This is a genomic window from Methylotenera sp., from assembly GCF_036401095.1.
GTDB lineage: Bacteria > Pseudomonadota > Gammaproteobacteria > Burkholderiales > Methylophilaceae > Methylotenera.
In genome coordinates this window covers 232,778-251,982 of the sequence record NZ_DASWWA010000001.1, presented here as the reverse complement: position 1 = coordinate 251,982, position 19,205 = coordinate 232,778, and the positions used below count along the sequence as shown (strand labels likewise).

Sequence of the window (19,205 nt, the reverse complement as noted above, 5' to 3'; positions counted from 1 at the left end):
TAATCAAATGCTGGAGTTTTTCAGTTTCACGCCTGCCGAAATCGCCATATTACTGCTATCTGTCAAGGTAGCAGTATGTTGCGTGCTCTTAATCATCGCACCTGCGATAGCGGTGGCATGGTTACTTGCCAGAAAATCCTTCCCGGGCAAATCATTGTTAGACAGCCTGATTCACCTCCCGCTGGTACTGCCGCCGGTAGTACCAGGCTATTTACTGTTACTGCTGTTCGGCAATAATGGCCTGATTGGTAAATTCCTGAATGAACACTTTGGATTTAGCATCGCATTCACTTGGCTAGGCGCAGTCGTGGCCTCGGCAGTGATGGCTTTTCCACTCATGGTACGTTCAATCAGGCTAGCAATTTCGCATGTGGATCGCCGCTTAGAGCTGGCAGCCCAATCACTGGGTGCGCGCCCGCTCAGTGTATTTTTTACTGTCACACTGCCTTTATCCATGCCTGGCATTATTACCGGCCTCATTTTGGCATTTAGCCGCAGCATGGGTGAGTTCGGCGCAACCATTACATTTGTGGGTAATATCGAAAATGAAACCCGCACCCTGCCGCTCGCCATCTACTCACTCACCCAAACCCCAGATGGCGATTTAGCCGCGCTGCGTTTAGTGATTATCAGCATGGTACTGGCATTAGGTGCACTCATGATTAGCGATAGGCTGGAGCGCAAAGCGAGCCAGCAGATTGGGCATAGCCATGATTGAGGTCGTCGCACAACTTAAACGCCAAGACTTTGAGCTGGACGTATCGTTACAGCTAGACCAACACCTAACAGCTATTTTTGGCCCATCAGGCTCAGGCAAGAGTACTTTGCTCAATGTGATTGCTGGTATTAGCAAGCCAGATCAAGGCAGAGTGGTGGTGAACGGAGAAACTGTATTTGACCATGAAAAAAGAATCAACAAACCCATTCACCAACGCAGAATAGGCCTAGTATTTCAGGATGCGCGTTTATTTCCACATTTAAACGTAGAGCATAACTTGCGCTACCCATTGAAGTTTATTCCTGCACATGAACAGCAGTTTCATTTAAAAGACATCGTCAATTTACTAGAAATTGAACCGCTGCTCAAACGCACTACGCACCAACTATCTGGCGGCGAAAAACAGCGCGTGGCGCTTGGCCGCACCCTTCTCAGCTCACCTAGATTACTTATGCTAGATGAACCGATGGCGTCTTTGGATGAGTCTTTAAAAAGCCAGATCCTGCCGTTTTTAAAGAAAGTGGCAGACGAAATTAACATCCCCATGATTTACATCAGCCACTCCAAGGATGAAATCATGCAAATTACCAATAACGTGGTGTATATCAACGCAGGGAAAATAGTGGACTAAGTTATCGCAACTACCATCCAAATAGCAACTTATCACCACCAAACGTAAATATAATACGTAAACAAAGAAAAACCCCATGAATCATAGACTCATGGGGTTATTGTTTACACTGTGTTACTTGGCACATCTCAAAACGGAATATCATCCTCAAAGTCATCAAAACCAGAGCCACTGGTGGCAGGTTTTGCTGCTTGCGCTTGTCTTGCCTGACCTTGGCTAGGGGCTTGGTTGTAATCATTGTCACCACTTTGATCCATGCCACCATCATAGCTAGCGTTTGAGCCGCCACCATCGCGACCACCCAGCATTTGCATTTGGTCTGCAATAATTTCAGTCGTGTAGCGGTCTTGGCCTTCTTTAGTTTGCCATTTGCGCGTTTGCAAACGACCTTCTACATACACCGGACGGCCTTTTTTCAGGTATTCGCCTGCAATTTCAGCCAGTTTGCGATACATCACAATATTGTGCCACTCAGTACGTTCTTGCTTGGCGCCTGATTTATCTTTCCAGCTATCGGTTGTTGCAATACTGAAGTTACATACGGCCTCACCATTTGGCATATAGCGCACTTCTGGGTCGCGACCAAGATTACCAACCAATATCACTTTATTTACTGATGCCATGTTTATCCTCTCAACAATTGATACACTTGGGCGTCATCCCAATCATACGATTTATCTATCTTCAATATAACAGTGCGCTCTTGCGGCAACACTGCGGCTTCTATTACGCCAGCCAGTTTTGCAAGGCTATTTCGCACACTCGCTGCCACCTCTGCTGTCATTTGATCAGCAGACGCTTCCATGGTGTACATTTTGGTTCTAACCGCTAACGGCGCTTGCATTGAAAGCGCTAATAATAGCCATAAAAGCATCATCATGCCACAAAATACAAACACACTTGCAAAGCCGTAAACATGAGATAGATAACCACCTAATGCACCGCCCACAAAAATCCCTAAAGACTGCGCCGTGTTGTAAACACCCATCGCGGTGCCTTTGGCTGCAGCTGGCGCAATTTTGCTGATTAACGATGGCAGTGAAGCCTCTAGCACGTTGAAAGCAACAAAATAAACAGTGAGTGAGGCAACAATCCCCCAGAAATAATTTATCGATACCGAAAACATCAATTGCGCCACCAACATCATGGCAATCGCTATCACAAACACGCGTTTCATTTGGGATTGCTTTTCAGCATAAATAATCGCCGGCACCATCAGTACAAAGGATGCCAACACGATAGGTAAATAGACCTGCCAATGCTGGTTTTCATGCATGCCGCTGGCGCTCACAATCGCAAACGGTACCACTACAAACATCGCCATTTGTGCCGCATGCAGGGCAAAAATGCCATAATTCAAACGCAATAACTGCTTATTTTTAAGCACATCTTTTAATCTGGCAGGCGTAGCACTGGCATCAGAATGGTAATGACTATGCACTGGGTCTGGCACCACAAAACGCACTACGGCAATCGCCGCCAAGGTCAATACACCGGTCAAGGCAAAAATACCAGGCACCCCAATCCATTGATTCAAAATTGGGCCGCCAACCAATGACACTGAGAACGCAACGCCTATCGTTACACCGATGGTAGCCATGGCCTTGGTGCGGTGCTCATCACGGGTTAAATCAGCAACCAAAGCCGTAACTACCGCAGAAACAGCGCCTGCACCCTGTAAGGCGCGGCCAATAATGATACCTTCAATACTGCCGGCTAGTGCCGCAACTAAACTACCGACGGCAAAAATAGCCAAGCCCAGATAAATCATCGGCTTGCGGCCGTATTTATCGGAGGCCATGCCAAATGGCAATTGCAGCAAGGCTTGGGTCAGCCCATAAGCACCTAACGCCAAGCCCACTATAAAGCTGCTAGGCTTGCCAGGCAAGGTAGATGCGTAAATTGCAAAAATCGGTAAAATCAAAAACATACCAAACATTCGCAAGCCATAGATAGAGGCTAAACTCAAAGTCGCACGGGTTTCTGCCGGGGTCATTTTTTCTGATGAGAGATGTTGCGGTGATGACATGAAAAATAATTAAGCTAATTGCGTAAAAGTAGGTATATTAGCAGGTTGCCTTAATGTTAACCTGAATGTTTCATAAAATTGCATATGGTCAATTGCCTATTTTATAGCATGCAGCGTTTGCTGGCTTGGCTCATGGGCCAAAACACCACCTCTTTCACAAACTTTACCTACATCATAAAATATTGCGTAATGCGCGACTATCTTATCAGACACACAGGTGAGTAAAAGTACAATGGATTTAGCTATATGGATTTAATTCGTATTCGCGGTGCACGCACGCATAATTTAAAGAATATTTCTCTGGATATTCCACGTAATCAACTAGTTGTGATTACTGGATTATCCGGCTCCGGCAAATCTTCACTTGCTTTTGACACCTTGTATGCCGAGGGTCAGCGCCGCTATGTAGAATCGCTATCAGCCTATGCACGCCAATTTTTGGCACGTATGGATAAACCTGATGTCGATTTAATTGAAGGCTTGTCGCCAGCGATTTCCATTGAGCAAAAATCCACCTCGCACAATCCGCGCTCCACCGTGGGTACGGTGACAGAGATCCACGATTACCTGCGTCTACTATATGCACGTGCCGGTGACCCAGAGTGCCCTGAGCACGGTATTAAACTTGAGGCGCAAACGGTCAGCCAAATGGTGGATAGCGTATTGGCATTACCTGAAGATACAAAACTCATGATATTGGCGCCTGTGGTTTCCAACCGCAAGGGTGAGCAAATTGACCTGTTTGAAGAGCTGAAAGCACAAGGCTTTGTCAGGTTGCGCGTGGACGGTAAAATCTACGAAGTAGATGCGTTGCCTCAGCTAGCAAAAACCACCAAGCATAATGTCGACGTAGTGATTGACCGTATCAAGGTCAAGCCAGACATGAAACAGCGCATCGCAGAATCATTTGAAACCGCATTGCGTTTAGCTGATGGCAAAGCAATTGCAGTGGAAATGGATACCGACAAAGAGTTGCTATTCTCAGCCAAGTTCTCCTGCCCAGTGTGTGACTACTCACTTGCGGAACTAGAGCCGCGTCTATTCTCTTTCAATAACCCAATGGGCGCATGCCCTACTTGCGATGGTTTAGGCAACATCAACTTTTTTGACCCAAAACGCGTGGTTGCATTTCCGCACTTATCATTAGCTTCTGGCGCGATCAAAGGCTGGGATAAGCGCAACCAGTTTTACTTCCAGATGCTGGCTAGCTTGGCTGCGCATTACCAGTTCGATTTAGACACTACATTTGAACAACTGCCTGAGCCTATTCAAAAGATACTGCTTAACGGCAGCGGTAAAGAAGAAATCCCGTTCAAATACCTGAACGAACGCGGCGTGTTTTACCAAAAAATCCACACGTTTGAAGGTATTTTAAACAACCTGCAACGCCGCTATCACGAAACCGATTCACAAACCGTACGTGAAGAGTTGGCAAAATACCTCAACTCACAAAGCTGCCCGGACTGCGCAGGCACACGCTTACGCAAAGAGGCGCGCCACGTAAAAGTGGGCAACAAAAACATCCACGAAGTGTGCCAAGTGCCGCTAAAGTTAGCACTCACTTTCTTTGATTCGCTGGAGTTAACTGGTGCCAAACTAGCGATTGCAGACAAAATTGTTAAAGAGATTAGCAACCGCCTAAAATTTCTCACTAACGTTGGGCTAGAGTATCTGTCACTGTCACGCTCGGCAGAAACCCTTTCGGGCGGTGAAGCGCAGCGTATTCGCTTAGCATCACAAATAGGCAGCGGCTTAACCGGCGTGATGTATGTACTAGATGAGCCGTCAATCGGCTTACACCAGCGTGATAACGACCGCCTACTGGATACACTCAAACGTTTACGTGACATTGGCAACAGCGTCATTGTGGTGGAGCATGACCAAGATGCAATTATGGCGGCAGACTACGTGGTCGACATTGGCCCGGGCGCAGGCGAGCACGGCGGCCGCATTGTGGCAGAAGGTACCCCTGCCGAAATTAAAGAGAATATAAACTCTGTTACCGGTGAATATTTAAGTGGCAAACGCCAAATCACCTATAACAAAAAACGCACAGCACCAGACCCAGAACGCTGGCTCACCATGAGCCATGCCACTGGCAACAACTTGAAAGACGTGACTTTAAAACTACCGGTTGGCTTACTCAGCTGCATCACCGGCGTGTCTGGCAGCGGCAAGTCTACCTTGATTAACGACACGCTGTATCGCATCGTGGCACAGCACCTTTACGGCAGTAGCACCGAACCCGCACCTTACGGAGAAATCGACGGCTTAGCATTTTTTGATAAAGTAGTCGATGTAGACCAAAGCCCGATTGGACGCACCCCACGCTCTAACCCAGCCACCTACACTGGCCTGTTTACGCCTATCCGCGATTTGTTCGCTGGCGTACCAGAAAGCCGTGCGCGCGGTTACGGCCCAGGCCGCTACTCATTTAACGTAAAGGGCGGCCGTTGCGAGGCATGCCAAGGTGATGGCGTACTACGTGTAGAAATGCACTTCTTACCCGATGTGTATGTCCCATGTGATGTATGTAAAGGTCAGCGCTATAACCGCGAAACGCTAGAGATTCAGTTCAAAGGCAAAAACATCCATGAAATTCTAGGCATGACTGTAGAACAGGCCCACGCCTTTTTCAGTGCACAGCCTGTGATTGCAAGAAAACTGCAAACCTTGCTGGATGTAGGCTTGGGTTACATTACGCTAGGACAAAGTGCGACCACGCTATCCGGTGGTGAGGCGCAGCGCGTGAAACTGGCACTGGAACTAAGTAAGCGTGACACCGGCCGTACGCTTTACATTTTGGATGAGCCAACTACTGGCCTGCACTTTGCCGACATACAATTATTGCTAGATGTGATTCATCGCCTACGCGACGCGGGCAATACCATTGTGATTATTGAGCATAATCTGGACGTGATTAAAACCGCGGACTGGATTGTAGACATGGGGCCAGAAGGTGGCGATGGCGGCGGCATGGTGATTGCCGAAGGTACGCCTGAGCAGGTTGCAACAAGCGATATTAGCTACACCGCCAAATACTTAAAACTGATGCTTTAGCCAACAACTAAAAACGCTGATTAAATACAGGCTACGAATTTTAATCAGCGCTCTAAAAGCAATAAGTCTAGCAGGCAGTACACGCCGCAATCACAAGGCTACATCATCGCATTGGCTTCTTGCAGCAAGCCACGATAGTGCTCAATTGATGTTTGCCAGGCATCAGCATCCAACGTCAAGTGCTGAGCCACTTCTGTATTTAAAGACAAACTGATATTACTGGCATCATCGCCGCGCACTAGTCCTTGTGCAATCTGCACCGCTATATAAACCACAGGCGCAATTGCACAAGCATTTTTATCCAGCGGCGTCGCATAGTAATGTAGCACGCGTGAAATTTCGGACGGGAAATCCCAACGTAGCGCCAACTCTTCACCAATCTGACAGTGATCCAAGCCAATGACATCACGCTCCACCAAACACCGCTGCTCTGAACAAGTATCCGCACACAAAGCATCTACCTCAGCACACATTGCAGGAGAGACCAAGTGCAGCAATAAATCACCAATATTGTGCAATAGCCCGGCCAGATAAGCCATTTCAGCATCCAGTTCCATTTGCTTGGCAATGTCACGACTGATACTAGCGGCAAGCAAACTATGAATCCAGAATCTTTTTAAATCCAAACCCGGCACATTAGCAACCGCCCCGGTAACTCCACTGGCAATCACCAAAGAGCGCAGCTTAGCCAAGCCTAAAATAGCAACCGCATCGTCGATATTTTTAACGGCACGCGTCACACCATAAAATGATGAGTTGGCCATTTTCAGCACCTTGGCGGCAATTACTGCATCTTGCTTGATTAGGCTCGCCAGCTGATTAATATCCACGCTGTCATTGCTGAGCATCAGCATCACCTCTTGCACCACTTTAGGCAAGCTAGGTAAGCGCGCAATCGAATTAAAAAAATCCTCTACAGACTGCATACGCCCCTCCTTTTACCGCGAGTGATAGACAACACATCAGACGCTCATCCAAATTAGGCATCAACATGCCGCGCCTAAGTTAAGGCACTGGCACCATATGCATTCTTGCCTGTATCTTACCGGTACGCCGATTGAGATAACGCGTGTACTGATGCTTATCGTAAAAACGTGGGTTAGGTATCATTGCCGCCAGCCTTGCTGCCTGCCCTTTGCTTAAACCCGCCGCGCTCGTTTTATAGTAATGCCGTGCGGCCGCCTCCGCACCAAACACGCCATTACCCCACTCAATCACATTGAGATAAATTTCTAGAATGCGCCGTTTAGACATGACGTTTTCCAGCATGATGGTAATGATGGCCTCCTGCCCTTTACGCCAAGGTGTTCTTTTGGTTGATAAAAACAGATTCTTTGCCAGCTGCTGGCTAATGGTAGAGCCGCCAGCCACAATCTTGCCTTTTTTCAGGTTTTTTTCATACGCCTTCTGTATGCCATCCCAATCAAAGCCTTCATGATCAAGAAACTTCGCATCCTCCGACGCAATCACCGCACGCTTCAAGTTGTTGGATATTTTTCCATAATCCACCCATTTGTACTTCAGTTCTGCATCCGGGCGATTTTCTTGAATAACTTCTAAGCGGTCTTCCATGAATGCGCTAGAAGAAGGATTAAATTTAACCCACCAGCAAATATGCAAAAATATCCAAACCTGATACAACAGCACAAAAGCAATAAAAAGCACCGCAGCCCGCTCTAAATAAGCGCCAACACTTAGCGGCGATGCATTAGGTTTACTATTCATCAACCAGGTAATCATATTGCCAGCGCCCTTATCTTATCCATCACCGGTTTAGTGTCAGGGCGAACACCACGCCACAAATAAAATGCCTCAGCCGCCTGTTCTACCAACATACCCAAACCATCTGCTACTTGCGCACCATTACGGCGTGCCTGTGCCATAAAAGGCGTTTCACGACCATACATCATGTCGTAAGCTAGGCAGCCTTCAGCAAAAATTGAATCGGAAATAGGCAAAGTACTATCGGTCAAACCGGCGGATGTACTATTGATGATTAAATCAAACTGCAAACCATCTAGCTCCTCAAAACGCTTAGGCAGGCCTGAGACCCTACTGTTACTTGCTTTAACAATCTCGGCAAGCCGATTGGCCGCCTCATCTGCTTTAGCAAAGGTACGATTAGCAATCACAATAGAGCCAGGCGCTGCCTCAACCAAAGGCTGAAGAATCCCAAAAGCAGCACCGCCACCACCTAAGACCAGCACCCTTTTATGACGGATCTCAAACTTAATATTATGAGTGATATCGTTCACCAGCCCCACACCATCGGTATTGTCTGCAATCACGCCTATGTTCGCATCGAATATCAGGGTATTTGATGCACCAGCTCTCTCCGCACAGGAGTTAACCTTGCCGCGCGTAGACGCAAACTTCAATGCCTCAAACTTAAACGGCACCGTAACATTCAGCCCTTTGTAGCCGCTAGCCATCAGCGCTTCAACCGCAGCCTCAAACCCATCTAACGGCGACAGAATAGCCTCATAACTCATAGCCTGCCCAGTTTGCTGTGCAAAAGCTGCATGAATCAAGGGCGACTTACTATGTACGATTGGATTACCAATCACCGCATACTTATCCACCATCATTAATTCGTCCAAGGCAAGCCTGCGTGCTTCCAACCGTTAATCAGGGTGCGCTGCTTATACTCGTTGGCATCACCTTCAAAGCCTTCCAGCACGTTATACACATGCAAATAGCCTAAAGACTCCGCAACCAACGCCGCATTATGTGAACGCCCGCCAGTTCTGCATAAAAACATAATCACTGTATCTTTATCCGCACCTTTTTGCTTAAGTTGCGCCTGTAAGTGCGCAGCAAAATCCGGGTTAGCCACCATGCCTGGGTAAAAAGCCCACTCCACATGCAGCGCAGATGGCACACGCCCTACCAACTCCAGCTCCGCTTTGGTGCGCACATCTACCAACTGCGCACTCGCATCAGCACGCAAAATCGCATCAGCCTCTTGCGGCGTAAGCGCACCAGCGTAAGTCAAACGTTTTTCAATCGCACGCTTTTCTGCCTGCGCTAAAATTTCCTGTATATCACTCATGATACATTTGTCCTTAAATTACCTATCCAAAAACAACCTGTTAACGCCTTTTTGTTAACACCATTACTGCCGTTCGAATTATAATAAACCATCTTTAAGATTATGCTTAAACCTGTTGTGACAAACCATGTCACCGATGCTCTTTTGCACCTATTTTGTGCATAAAATCGCAAAATGCATTGAATTGGTGCATCAATCTGAAGTTGGTTTTATTTACCCCCTAAAATTCAAGCGCTTAGCGCCTTTCAGATTGGCACGTTTCCTGCTAATCTTATGAGTTGAATTTTTACTTGTTTTATTTTAACCCACACCACTATAGGAGATTCTAATGTCAGTGGAAAACGTAATGAAATTGGTAATCGATAACGACATTAAATTTGTTGATTTTCGTTTTACTGATACACGCGGCAAAGAGCAACACGTAACAGTGCCAGTGTCACACTTCAATGAAGACAAATTTACAGAAGGCCACGCTTTTGACGGCTCTTCCATCGCTGGCTGGAAAGGTATCCAAGCATCTGACATGCAATTGATGCCAGACGCAAGCACTGCATTTATCGATCCATTCTTCGACGAGCCAACACTAGTATTGACTTGTGACGTTGTAGACCCTACTGATGGTAAAGGTTATGACCGCGACCCACGTAGCTTGGCAAAACGTGCTGAAGCATACTTAAAATCAAGCGGCTTAGGCGATACAGCTTACTTTGGTCCAGAACCAGAGTTCTTCATTTTTGACAGCATCCAATGGGATGTTTCAATGAACGGCAGCTCAGTACGCATCAACTCTGAAGAAGGCGCATGGTCATCAAACGAGAAATTTGAAGGCGGCAACACAGGTCACCGTCCAGGCGTTAAAGGCGGCTACTTCCCAGTGCCACCAGTCGATTCACTACACGACATCCGTTCAGCAATGTGTACAACATTGGAACAACTAGGCGTGCCAGTTGAAGTACACCACCACGAAGTTGCAACTGCTGGCCAATGTGAAATTGGTACAAAATTCAGCACATTGACACAACGTGCTGACTGGACTCAAATCCAAAAATACGTAATCCTGAACACTGCTCACGCTTACGGCAAAACTGCTACATTCATGCCAAAACCATTCGCTGGCGATAACGGCTCAGGTATGCACGTTCACCAATCAGTTTGGAAAGATGGCAAAAACCTGTTCGCAGGTAACGGTTACGCTGGTTTGAGCGAGTTCGCACTTTACTACATCGGCGGCATCATCAAACACGCCCGTGCATTGAACGCGATCACAAATCCAGGTACTAACTCATACAAACGTTTAGTGCCACACTTTGAAGCACCAGTTAAATTAGCTTACTCAGCTAAAAACCGTTCAGCTTCTATCCGTATTCCATTTGTGCATTCTGACAAAGGCCGCCGTGTTGAAGCGCGCTTCCCAGATCCAATCGCTAACCCATACTTGGCATTCTCTGCATTGCTAATGGCTGGTTTAGATGGCGTACAAAACAAGATTCACCCAGGTGAAGCTGCAACTAAAGACTTGTACCATCTTCCACCAGAAGAAGACGCTAAGATCCCAACAGTTTGCGCATCATTAGAGCAAGCGCTGGAAGCACTTGATGCTGACCGTGAGTTCTTAACTAAAGGTGGCGTATTTACTAATGACTGGATCGATGCTTACATTGCATTGAAAATGGAAGAAGTAAACAAAGTACGCATGACTCCACACCCAGCTGAGTTTGGTTTGTACTACTCTTGCTAATGTGTTGTTAGTTTGATTCAATCAAAAAGGGCGATTTATCGCCCTTTTTGATTTTTAGCGCCTAATATCCATGCAAACAACAACGTCAACGCAATACAGCAAGCAATCGTTAAGCGGTGAAATGCCCCTCAACTTAATCCATGTTGCCTTATTTGATTAACTCTAATAAACTCACCTCATGAAAAAACACTTATTTTTATCACTGATTGCTATTACGCTCTCAAGCCATGCATTTGCTGAAATTTATAAGCGTGTAGATGCCGATGGTCGAGTGACTTACTCTAATATTAAAAGCAAAGGTGCCACACGCCTAGAGCTGGACCCTGATGCCAACAATATTACCAACGAAAACAGACCCAAAGCCAGCACCACCCCGTCAAAGCGGACAGCAACACCCGATAGCTTTCCACGCGTAGATTCCAACACGCAAAATCAGCGCGATGGCAAACGTAGAGAAATCTTGCAAAACGAGCTTGAGGCTGAGAAACAAGCGCTAGAAGAAGCGAAAAAAGCTTATGCAGAGGGCGAATCCAACCCTGAAGTCTACAGAACCGCTACCGGGCAGACCTTTAGAAACGTTCCAAAATTCGAAGAAAAAATGAAAAACCTGCAGGCCAACGTAGACAACCACAAAAAAAATATCGAGCTTTTGCAAAAAGAACTCGACTCACTACGCTAATTACCCTGCTTTAATAACAAGCAAAGCCATCATCGCACCATTTAGGTGCAGTGGTGGCTTTTTTGTTTTCTATTCCTGCTATACTTAAACCCATCGATATTCGGATTTAATAGATTTTACTGATTAACTAAATCCGAATATTTAGCACCTCAAAGGTTTTTTAACATTGATATTCAATGGGTTAATAACCACCATGTATGGCTGTGGCATATTTTAAAAACTTATTCATACTATATGTTAAAACTGGTCTGCCTTTTGCTTATGCTAAGTCAATCAATGAAATAACGAGTGAAGCACTATTATGGTTCAACCAACGCCAGACCACTTTGCTGGCCTAGAACATTTAGCAACAGCAATCATCCTACTGGATGATTGCTGCCGCGTCGCTTACGTTAACCCTGGTGCCGAAATTATATTCGCCTTTAGTGCAACTCAAATCGTTGGTCAGCATATCAATGAGGTGTTTCCAGACTGTGAAATCTTAATGCTCGCAGTAAACAACGCCATTAAAGAACAAAGCCCATTCCGTGAGCATGAGTTCACCATCAGCACCCACCGACACAACTCGTTTGCAGTCACCTGTACAGTAACGCCAATAGAATCGGTGGTTGCGAGCTTGATTTTAGAGTTCCAACCGATGGATGCGCAATTAAGGATCGCTCGTGAAGAGCGCATGTTGATCCAACAACAGGCAAATGCCGAGCTATTACGTAACTTAGCGCATGAAATCCGCAACCCGCTTGGTGGCTTACGTGGCGCAGCGCAGTTGCTAGAGCACGAACTGCCATCACCTAGCCTACGCGAATACACGCAAGTGATTATCAAAGAGGCTGATAGACTACAGGCGCTAATGGATAGGCTTTTAATTCCGCATCGCGTGCCCAAGTATCAGCCAACCAACATTCACGAAGTGTTAGAGCGCGTACGTAGCTTGTTACTCGCAGAATCGCCACGCAGCATCTTAATTAAACGTGATTATGATTTAAGTCTGCCAGAAATTATTGGCGACCGTGAGAAGCTGATACAAGCAGTATTAAATATTGCACGCAACGCCGTACAAGCCATGCAATCCAGCAAAACACCTAACAGCCAAATTACCTTTAAAACACGAGCAGAAAGACAAGTAACCCTTGCCAGAAAGCGTTATCGCGTTGCCATTAAACTCGAGATTATTGATAACGGCCCAGGTATTCCTGCTGACATACGTGACCGTATTTTTTACCCACTGGTATCAGGCAGCGAAGGTGGCACAGGGCTAGGCTTGACTCTGGCTCAAACTTTTGTCACACAGCATCACGGCATGATTGATTGCGATAGTACACCAGGTAACACCCGCTTCACCATACTGTTACCTATTGAAACTACCGCAATTAAACCGGCAACAAAGATGCAATAGTCGTGCACTGCACTCTGCAGAACACGATGTTAAATGAAGTAGATACAAAGAAAATAATAAGCAAAATTTTGTGCAACTTATATAGCATTACTGATAAATGAGAAACCTATGAAACCAATTTGGATTATTGACGACGACAAATCTATACGCTGGGTCTTTGAAAAGGCGCTTGCCCGTACTGATCTTGAGTTCAAAACGTTCTCATCAGTGGTAGAAGCGCTCAATGCGCTGGAGCACGAGCAACCGCAAGTTGTCGTCAGCGACATCCGCATGCCAAACGGTTCAGGTTTAGACCTTCTGAGTGAAATCAAACGCAGGCACCCAGACATTCCGGTCATTATTATGACAGCTTACTCCGACCTTGAAAGTGCTGTTGCAGCATTTCAAGGCGGTGCATTTGAATACCTTGCCAAACCTTTCGATGTTGATCAAGCAATCGATATTATTAAACGTGCTGTAGAAGAAAGTACCAGACAAACCTCTGAAAACGGCTTCAGCTCAGTGGCTGAAGACACGCCCGAAATCATCGGCCAAGCGCCATCCATGCAGGAGGTTTTTAGAGCCATTGGCCGCTTAAGCCGCTCGCATGCCACCGTGCTAATCAACGGCGAGTCTGGCAGCGGTAAAGAGCTTGTAGCGCGTGCATTACATCGCCACAGCCCACGCGCAGATAAACCGTTTATCGCCATCAATACTGCCGCCATCCCCAAAGACTTGTTAGAGTCAGAACTATTTGGTCATGAGCGCGGCGCGTTTACCGGCGCGGCTGCAGGGCGCCGTGGGCGCTTCGAGCAAGCTGACACTGGCACCCTGTTTTTAGATGAAATCGGTGACATGCCAGCTGATCTCCAAACGCGTTTATTACGGGTACTGAGTGACGGCCAATTCTATCGTGTGGGCGGCCATCAGCCGATTAAAGTCAACGTGCGCATTATTGCAGCCACCCACCAAGACTTGGAAGAGCGCGTTAAAAACGGCTTATTCCGCGAAGACCTATTTCATCGCTTGAACGTAATTCGCCTACGCCTACCAGCTTTACGTGAACGCCGTGAGGATATCCCGCTGCTGATTAAGCATTTCCTACAGCACAGCGCGACCGAGCTAGGCGTAGAGGCAAAACAACCCTCTGTTGCCGCACTAAAATTCTTAAGCGCGGTAAACTGGAGCGGTAACGTACGCCAACTAGAAAATGTATGCCACTGGCTTACTGTGATGGCCCCAGGTCAAAACATTGACATTGCAGACCTGCCGCCAGAATTAAAACAGGACGGGAATAAAGTAGACTCTAACGGCTCATGGCAAGAAGCCCTTGCAGCAGAAGTGACCGACGCACTCAACCGTGGCGAGCAAAATGTGTTGGAATCGCGCACTCAAATTTTTGAGCGCATTCTGATTGAAAAAGCGCTAGAGCATACCCACGGTCGCAGGATTGAAGCCGCTAACCAACTAGGCATGGGACGCAACACGCTCACAAGGAAGATTCAGGAACTTGGTATCGAAGAGTAGAGCTAGAGTAAAAAGTAAGCTGGTAGACACACAACATAGGCTTTGCTTTGCATGGACTAGGGTTATTAGGTTAGCGAGCAATGACGCTTGCTGCTCTTTACATCATCAATAGCTATGGTTTATTTGGCGGAGCCTTTTTACTACACGCAGCACATAACTCAAAGATACTACTTTTCTCAGCTTATTGACTCTTGGCATATTACAACATCTAGCCTACCGCATAACCACCTATAGCTTTACTAATCAGGCGTCAACCAGAAAGTCTCTATAAAAAACTCAGGCCGATTCAGCGACATTTCTGTAGCTAAGAGTTGCATCACATAGCAGTCATAAATGCCAGTGCTACATAAAAAAAACGGCAACCTAAGTTGCCGTTTTTTAATCTATTACTTAAACACTACAGGGAAACCCCTGTCTTATCCTAGAAGAATAAGATCGCGCCTAAAGAAACAGTTTTTGCTTTAGCTTTAACGTCAGCTGTTGCGCGGTTGTCTAAATCACGCTCAGACTCTGAGTACTCAGCAACCAAGTTCAAGTGTTTTGTAAGTGGGTGGTAAGCACCAACTGTCCACATTGAATCTTGAAGATCTTTCCATGAATCAGTAGCACGGTTGCCATCTAATGTAGACTCACCGTATGAAACGCCCAATTTAGTACCTACACCTGGAAGTGTGTATGTACCTTGTACGTACCATTGGTCTGAATCACGTGACTTACCGTTTGCATCAAAACCGTTACGTAATTGGAATGTTTGACCAATACCGTCACCTTTACCGTAGTAACCAGTTAAACCGAAACCAGCCACGTTAACTGTAGTACCGATATCGAATGCTTGAGCATTGTCAGCACCTGGAGTACCTGAGAAGCCAGATACTTTTTGATAGATACCTGAAGCCCAAACTTTACCAGCTACGTCGCCAGCCCACTCGTATGAAGCTTTACCTTCGTAAGCAGAACCTGCACCGCTACGGCCACTGCTTGCTAAGCTAGAAATGCCAGCACCTTCAGCAGCAGCAACTGAATTCCAACCTTGTGTCAAACCAACTGTGAAGCTAAAGCCATTCCAGTTTGGTGATGAGTAAGCAACTTGTGATTTCCAGTCAGCATACATGAAACCTGAACCGATACGGCCTAATGTTGTTGTGTTGCCTGAAAGTGCACCAGCACCGCCACCAACGCCTAACAATGTCATGTCGTTCAAGATAGCGTCAGATGCGTAGATACCTAGATCTTTACCTAACTTGATAGAACCCCATGATTTGTCACCGAATGTCAAGAATGCTTGACGGTTTTCTTGCTGAGCAGTTTGAACGCCTGAGTTAGATGTTGAAGCACCTGGGTTTAAGCTGATTGTGAAACCAACGTCTAAGTCGTTTTGACGTGTTTTACCAGAAACTGATAAGTAGTTTGGCAACAAACCAGTAGTGATGTTGTTTGATGATGCTGCATCACCGTTACCTAAACCTAAAGCAGCTGTACCACCGTTGTCACCACTGTATTTAGTAGTTGTGTAGTAAGCGTTTACAACACCACCAATGTCTAATGTCCAATCGCCAGCTGGAATTGTGATACCAGCTTGTGCGCTTGAAGCTGCAGCTACTAAAGCTGAAGCAACTGCTAATTTAATTGTTGTTTTCATATAAATCTCCTAAAAAATATTACTATTTTTATTACTCGATTACCTCATCAGTTTGTTACCGTACGGCAACCAAACCAAAGAGAAAGTTTGCAAACTCTCTCAACGTTTACTACTTAAGTAGCATTCACTAAGAAGGTAGAGCGTAGTATGCACAAAGATTTTTAGGCTTACAACTAAAAGTTGGGCTTTTTGTCACAATTACTTACATTTGTTGTAATTTTGCAACATTGCACGTTTGGCAGATGAATTTATAACCTCGGAGCTTGTTAATTAGGCTTATTGCCTCTCCTTATTATCAATGTGAGTTAGACGCTAACTTTCCTGCTACTGCTAAGCTCGCACGCAACGACAGAGCCACCACTACAATTTTCGTAAGTTGCACCAACAGCACAGGTTGATTAGCTCAACCTACAGATACTCTTCTACCGTAAATAGCTTGCGATGTTCTCTTATCGCAAATCGGTCTGTCATCCCTGCAATATAGTCCGCTACTGCACGTGCCTTATCTACTTCGGCATAGATTTGAAACTCATTTGGCAATAATCCTGTGTTTTCATAAAAACACGCGAATAACTCACGCACTATTCTGACCGCCTTTGCACTCATGCGATTCACTTTATAGTGCTGATATAGATTTTTGCGTAAAAACTGCTTTAGCTTTAAGTTTTGTTTAGCTATATCTTCACTAAATCCGATTAATTGCGGTAGCTGCCTAATATCATTAATACTAGCAGGTTGATGCTGTGCAATATTTTTTGCACTCTGTGTGCATAAATCCACAACCAAGGTGTTAATCATGCGGCGTATTGTTTCATGCACTAGTCGTTTCTGCTCTAGTACAGGGTATTTCGCCTTAACCTCAGCCAGATTCTGCGCAAACAATCCCACAGTCGATAGCTGTTCAATACTAATTAACCCTGAGCGCAGACCATCATCAATATCATGGTTGTTATAGGCAATTTCATCTGCATAATTTGTCAGTTGCGCCTCTAGGCTAGGACTGGTTTTTTTGATAAAACGCACGCCCACATCACCAAGCTGCCTGGCATTTCTAATTGAGCAATGCTTAAGTATGCCTTCTCGCACTTCAAACGTGAGGTTTAAGCCATCAAACTCCGCATAGCGTTGCTCTAACTGGTCAACCACACGTAACGACTGTAAATTGTGTTCGAACCCACCGTAATCGCGCATACAATCATTAAGTGCATCTTGCCCAGCATGGCCAAACGGCGTATGACCAAGATCATGCGCCAGCGCAATCGCCTCAGTGAGGTCTTCATGCAGATTTAAGGTTCTTGCAATGCCGCGCGCCATTTGGGCAACCTCTAGGCTATGCGTCAACCGCGTGCGGAATAGGTCACCTTCATGATTTACAAACACCTGAGTTTTATACTCTAGGCGCCGAAAGGCTGTTGAGTGAATGATGCGGTCTCGGTCACGCTGAAATGCATTGCGTGTTGACGAAGCGGGTTCGGCATGATGCCGTCCAATAGATTGATCTGGATTGGCAGCGTAGGGAGCAAGAGTATTCATGCTTGCATCTTATATAGGTAAGCTACTTCTCGCAAGCCACTAGCTCCCAGCACGACTCCGATGACAATTAAACAAAATGTTGCGTACGTAAGCAATGTCTCGCCTAGTATGCTGCTAGGCGAGGATTAGCAAATATTGATTATATAACTGATAAAGACAGGGTTTCTTTTAGCTTTTCAGCGTCATAGTCACTAGTAATGACTGACTGACCAATCGCTTGCTGTAACACAAGCCTGATTTTTCCATCAGCCACTTTTTTATCTAGCTGCATTAAATCAAGATACTTTTCCACACCCAACTTTGGCGCATCTAACGGTAGTTTGGCAGCGGTTAATAACTGACGAATCCGCTTCACCTCATCTACTGTTAGCCAGCCCATGCGTTGCGATAAGTCTGCAGCCATCATTGTGCCAGCACCTACGGCCTCACCGTGTAGCCAAACACCATAGCCCATCGCATTTTCTATAGCATGCCCAAATGTATGACCTAAATTCAACAAGGCCCTTTCGCCTGTTTCATGCTCATCACGCGCAACCACGTCTGCTTTATTTTGGCATGAGCGATAAATAGCCTCGGTTATTGCTTGTTCATCTAATGCCATTAATTGCTCTATGTGCTCTTCTAACCAATCAAAAAACTCGGCATCCCTAATTAGGCCATACTTAATCACTTCAGCCATGCCTGCAGAAAACTCACGTGCGGGTAAGGTTTGCAAAGTATCAATATCTGCCAGTACAAGCTGTGGCTGGTAAAAAGCACCTATCATATTTTTACCAAGCGGATGATTGATGCCCGTTTTACCGCCAACAGATGAGTCTACCTGCGATAACAGCGTAGTTGGTATCTGTATAAATGGAACTCCACGCAAATAAGTCGCAGCAGCATAACCGGTTAAGTCACCGATTACCCCACCACCAAGTGCGATGAGTGTGGTGCTACGCTCACAGCGATTTTGTAGCAATGCATCATAAATTAGATTAAGCGTTTCACTATTTTTATATGCCTCACCATCTGGCAATATAATTGGGATTACAGTCACGCCCGCAGCTTGTAGCGTATTGCTTATAGCCTCAAGATATAGAGGTGCTACCGTTGTATTTGTCACAATTGCCACATGTTTGCGCTTTAGATGCGGCAGTATCAGATCGGCATTAGTGATCAAAGACCGCCCTATATAGATTGGATAACTTCTATTCGCTAATTCTACTTTTAGTGTTTGCATAA

The 19,205-nt window shown here is 45.9% G+C and carries 16 protein-coding genes; 7 read left to right on the top strand and 9 right to left on the bottom strand.

The window, feature by feature from the left end; translation table 11 throughout:
• The first annotated feature begins 7 nt into the window (after window positions 1–7).
• Both modB and modC read left to right on the top strand, forming a co-directional pair.
• Window positions 8–718 carry a molybdate ABC transporter permease subunit gene (gene modB, locus VGD82_RS01130; protein ID WP_331018633.1) on the top strand — a complete coding sequence of 237 codons (711 nt, stop codon included), beginning with the start codon at window positions 8–10 and terminating at the stop codon, window positions 716–718.
• Window positions 711–1,349, top strand: a complete 639-nt coding sequence (gene modC / locus VGD82_RS01125; protein ID WP_331018632.1) for a molybdenum ABC transporter ATP-binding protein — start codon at window positions 711–713, stop codon at window positions 1,347–1,349. Before modB ends, modC begins: the two co-directional genes overlap by 8 nt.
• A gap of 128 nt (window positions 1,350–1,477) precedes the next feature.
• On the opposite strand, the gene VGD82_RS01120 is transcribed toward modC, so the two are convergent.
• Together VGD82_RS01120 and VGD82_RS01115 are read right to left on the bottom strand one after the other, a co-directional pair.
• Window positions 1,478–1,972: a single-stranded DNA-binding protein gene (locus VGD82_RS01120; RefSeq protein ID WP_331018631.1), complete on the bottom strand. Its 495-nt coding sequence runs from the start codon at window positions 1,970–1,972 to the stop codon at window positions 1,478–1,480.
• Window positions 1,973–1,974: 2 nt separating this feature from the next.
• Window positions 1,975–3,378: an MFS transporter gene (locus tag VGD82_RS01115; RefSeq protein ID WP_331018630.1), complete on the bottom strand. Its 1,404-nt coding sequence runs from the start codon at window positions 3,376–3,378 to the stop codon at window positions 1,975–1,977.
• 246 nt (window positions 3,379–3,624) lie between these two features.
• Between VGD82_RS01115 and uvrA the strand changes: the two genes are divergently transcribed.
• Window positions 3,625–6,438: an excinuclease ABC subunit UvrA gene (gene uvrA / locus VGD82_RS01110; protein WP_331018629.1), complete on the top strand. Its 2,814-nt coding sequence runs from the start codon at window positions 3,625–3,627 to the stop codon at window positions 6,436–6,438.
• A gap of 98 nt (window positions 6,439–6,536) precedes the next feature.
• On the opposite strand, the gene VGD82_RS01105 is transcribed toward uvrA, so the two are convergent.
• The 4 genes from VGD82_RS01105 to VGD82_RS01090 form a co-directional block, all read right to left on the bottom strand.
• Entirely contained in the window at window positions 6,537–7,364 is an 828-nt protein-coding gene (locus VGD82_RS01105; protein WP_331018628.1) for an HDOD domain-containing protein, read from the bottom strand.
• A 79-nt stretch (window positions 7,365–7,443) separates the two neighbouring features.
• A complete protein-coding gene (mtgA, locus tag VGD82_RS01100; RefSeq protein ID WP_331018627.1) occupies window positions 7,444–8,178 on the bottom strand; it encodes a monofunctional biosynthetic peptidoglycan transglycosylase in 735 nt (244 codons plus the stop codon).
• Window positions 8,175–9,023 carry a shikimate dehydrogenase gene (gene aroE / locus VGD82_RS01095; protein ID WP_331018755.1) on the bottom strand — a complete coding sequence of 283 codons (849 nt, stop codon included), beginning with the start codon at window positions 9,021–9,023 and terminating at the stop codon, window positions 8,175–8,177. The genes mtgA and aroE overlap by 4 nt, the downstream gene beginning before the upstream one ends.
• A gap of 2 nt (window positions 9,024–9,025) precedes the next feature.
• On the bottom strand, window positions 9,026–9,490 hold the full coding sequence (locus tag VGD82_RS01090) for a rhodanese-like domain-containing protein (protein ID WP_331018626.1): 465 nt from the start codon (window positions 9,488–9,490) through the stop codon (window positions 9,026–9,028).
• Window positions 9,491–9,818: 328 nt separating this feature from the next.
• Here VGD82_RS01090 and glnA point away from each other — a divergent pair, with 328 nt between their 5' ends.
• The 4 genes from glnA (at window position 9,819) to ntrC (ending at window position 14,809) form a co-directional block, all read left to right on the top strand.
• The gene (gene glnA, locus VGD82_RS01085) at window positions 9,819–11,228 is read left to right on the top strand and encodes a type I glutamate--ammonia ligase (RefSeq protein WP_331018625.1); all 1,410 of its coding nucleotides are present in this window, start codon (window positions 9,819–9,821) and stop codon (window positions 11,226–11,228) included.
• Window positions 11,229–11,406: 178 nt separating this feature from the next.
• Entirely contained in the window at window positions 11,407–11,907 is a 501-nt protein-coding gene (locus VGD82_RS01080; protein ID WP_331018624.1) for a DUF4124 domain-containing protein, read from the top strand.
• Between the two features lie 301 nt (window positions 11,908–12,208).
• Entirely contained in the window at window positions 12,209–13,303 is a 1,095-nt protein-coding gene (glnL, locus tag VGD82_RS01075; RefSeq protein ID WP_331018623.1) for a nitrogen regulation protein NR(II), read from the top strand.
• Between the two features lie 108 nt (window positions 13,304–13,411).
• Window positions 13,412–14,809: a nitrogen regulation protein NR(I) gene (gene ntrC, locus VGD82_RS01070; RefSeq protein ID WP_331018622.1), complete on the top strand. Its 1,398-nt coding sequence runs from the start codon at window positions 13,412–13,414 to the stop codon at window positions 14,807–14,809.
• Window positions 14,810–15,230: 421 nt separating this feature from the next.
• On the opposite strand, the gene VGD82_RS01065 is transcribed toward ntrC, so the two are convergent.
• The 3 genes from VGD82_RS01065 to aroB form a co-directional block, all read right to left on the bottom strand.
• Window positions 15,231–16,448, bottom strand: a complete 1,218-nt coding sequence (locus VGD82_RS01065) for a porin (protein ID WP_331018621.1) — start codon at window positions 16,446–16,448, stop codon at window positions 15,231–15,233.
• Window positions 16,449–16,856: 408 nt separating this feature from the next.
• Window positions 16,857–17,981, bottom strand: a complete 1,125-nt coding sequence (locus tag VGD82_RS01060; RefSeq protein ID WP_331018620.1) for a deoxyguanosinetriphosphate triphosphohydrolase — start codon at window positions 17,979–17,981, stop codon at window positions 16,857–16,859.
• A 139-nt stretch (window positions 17,982–18,120) separates the two neighbouring features.
• The gene (gene aroB, locus VGD82_RS01055; protein WP_331018619.1) at window positions 18,121–19,203 is read right to left on the bottom strand and encodes a 3-dehydroquinate synthase; all 1,083 of its coding nucleotides are present in this window, start codon (window positions 19,201–19,203) and stop codon (window positions 18,121–18,123) included.
• Window positions 19,204–19,205: the final 2 nt, after the last annotated feature.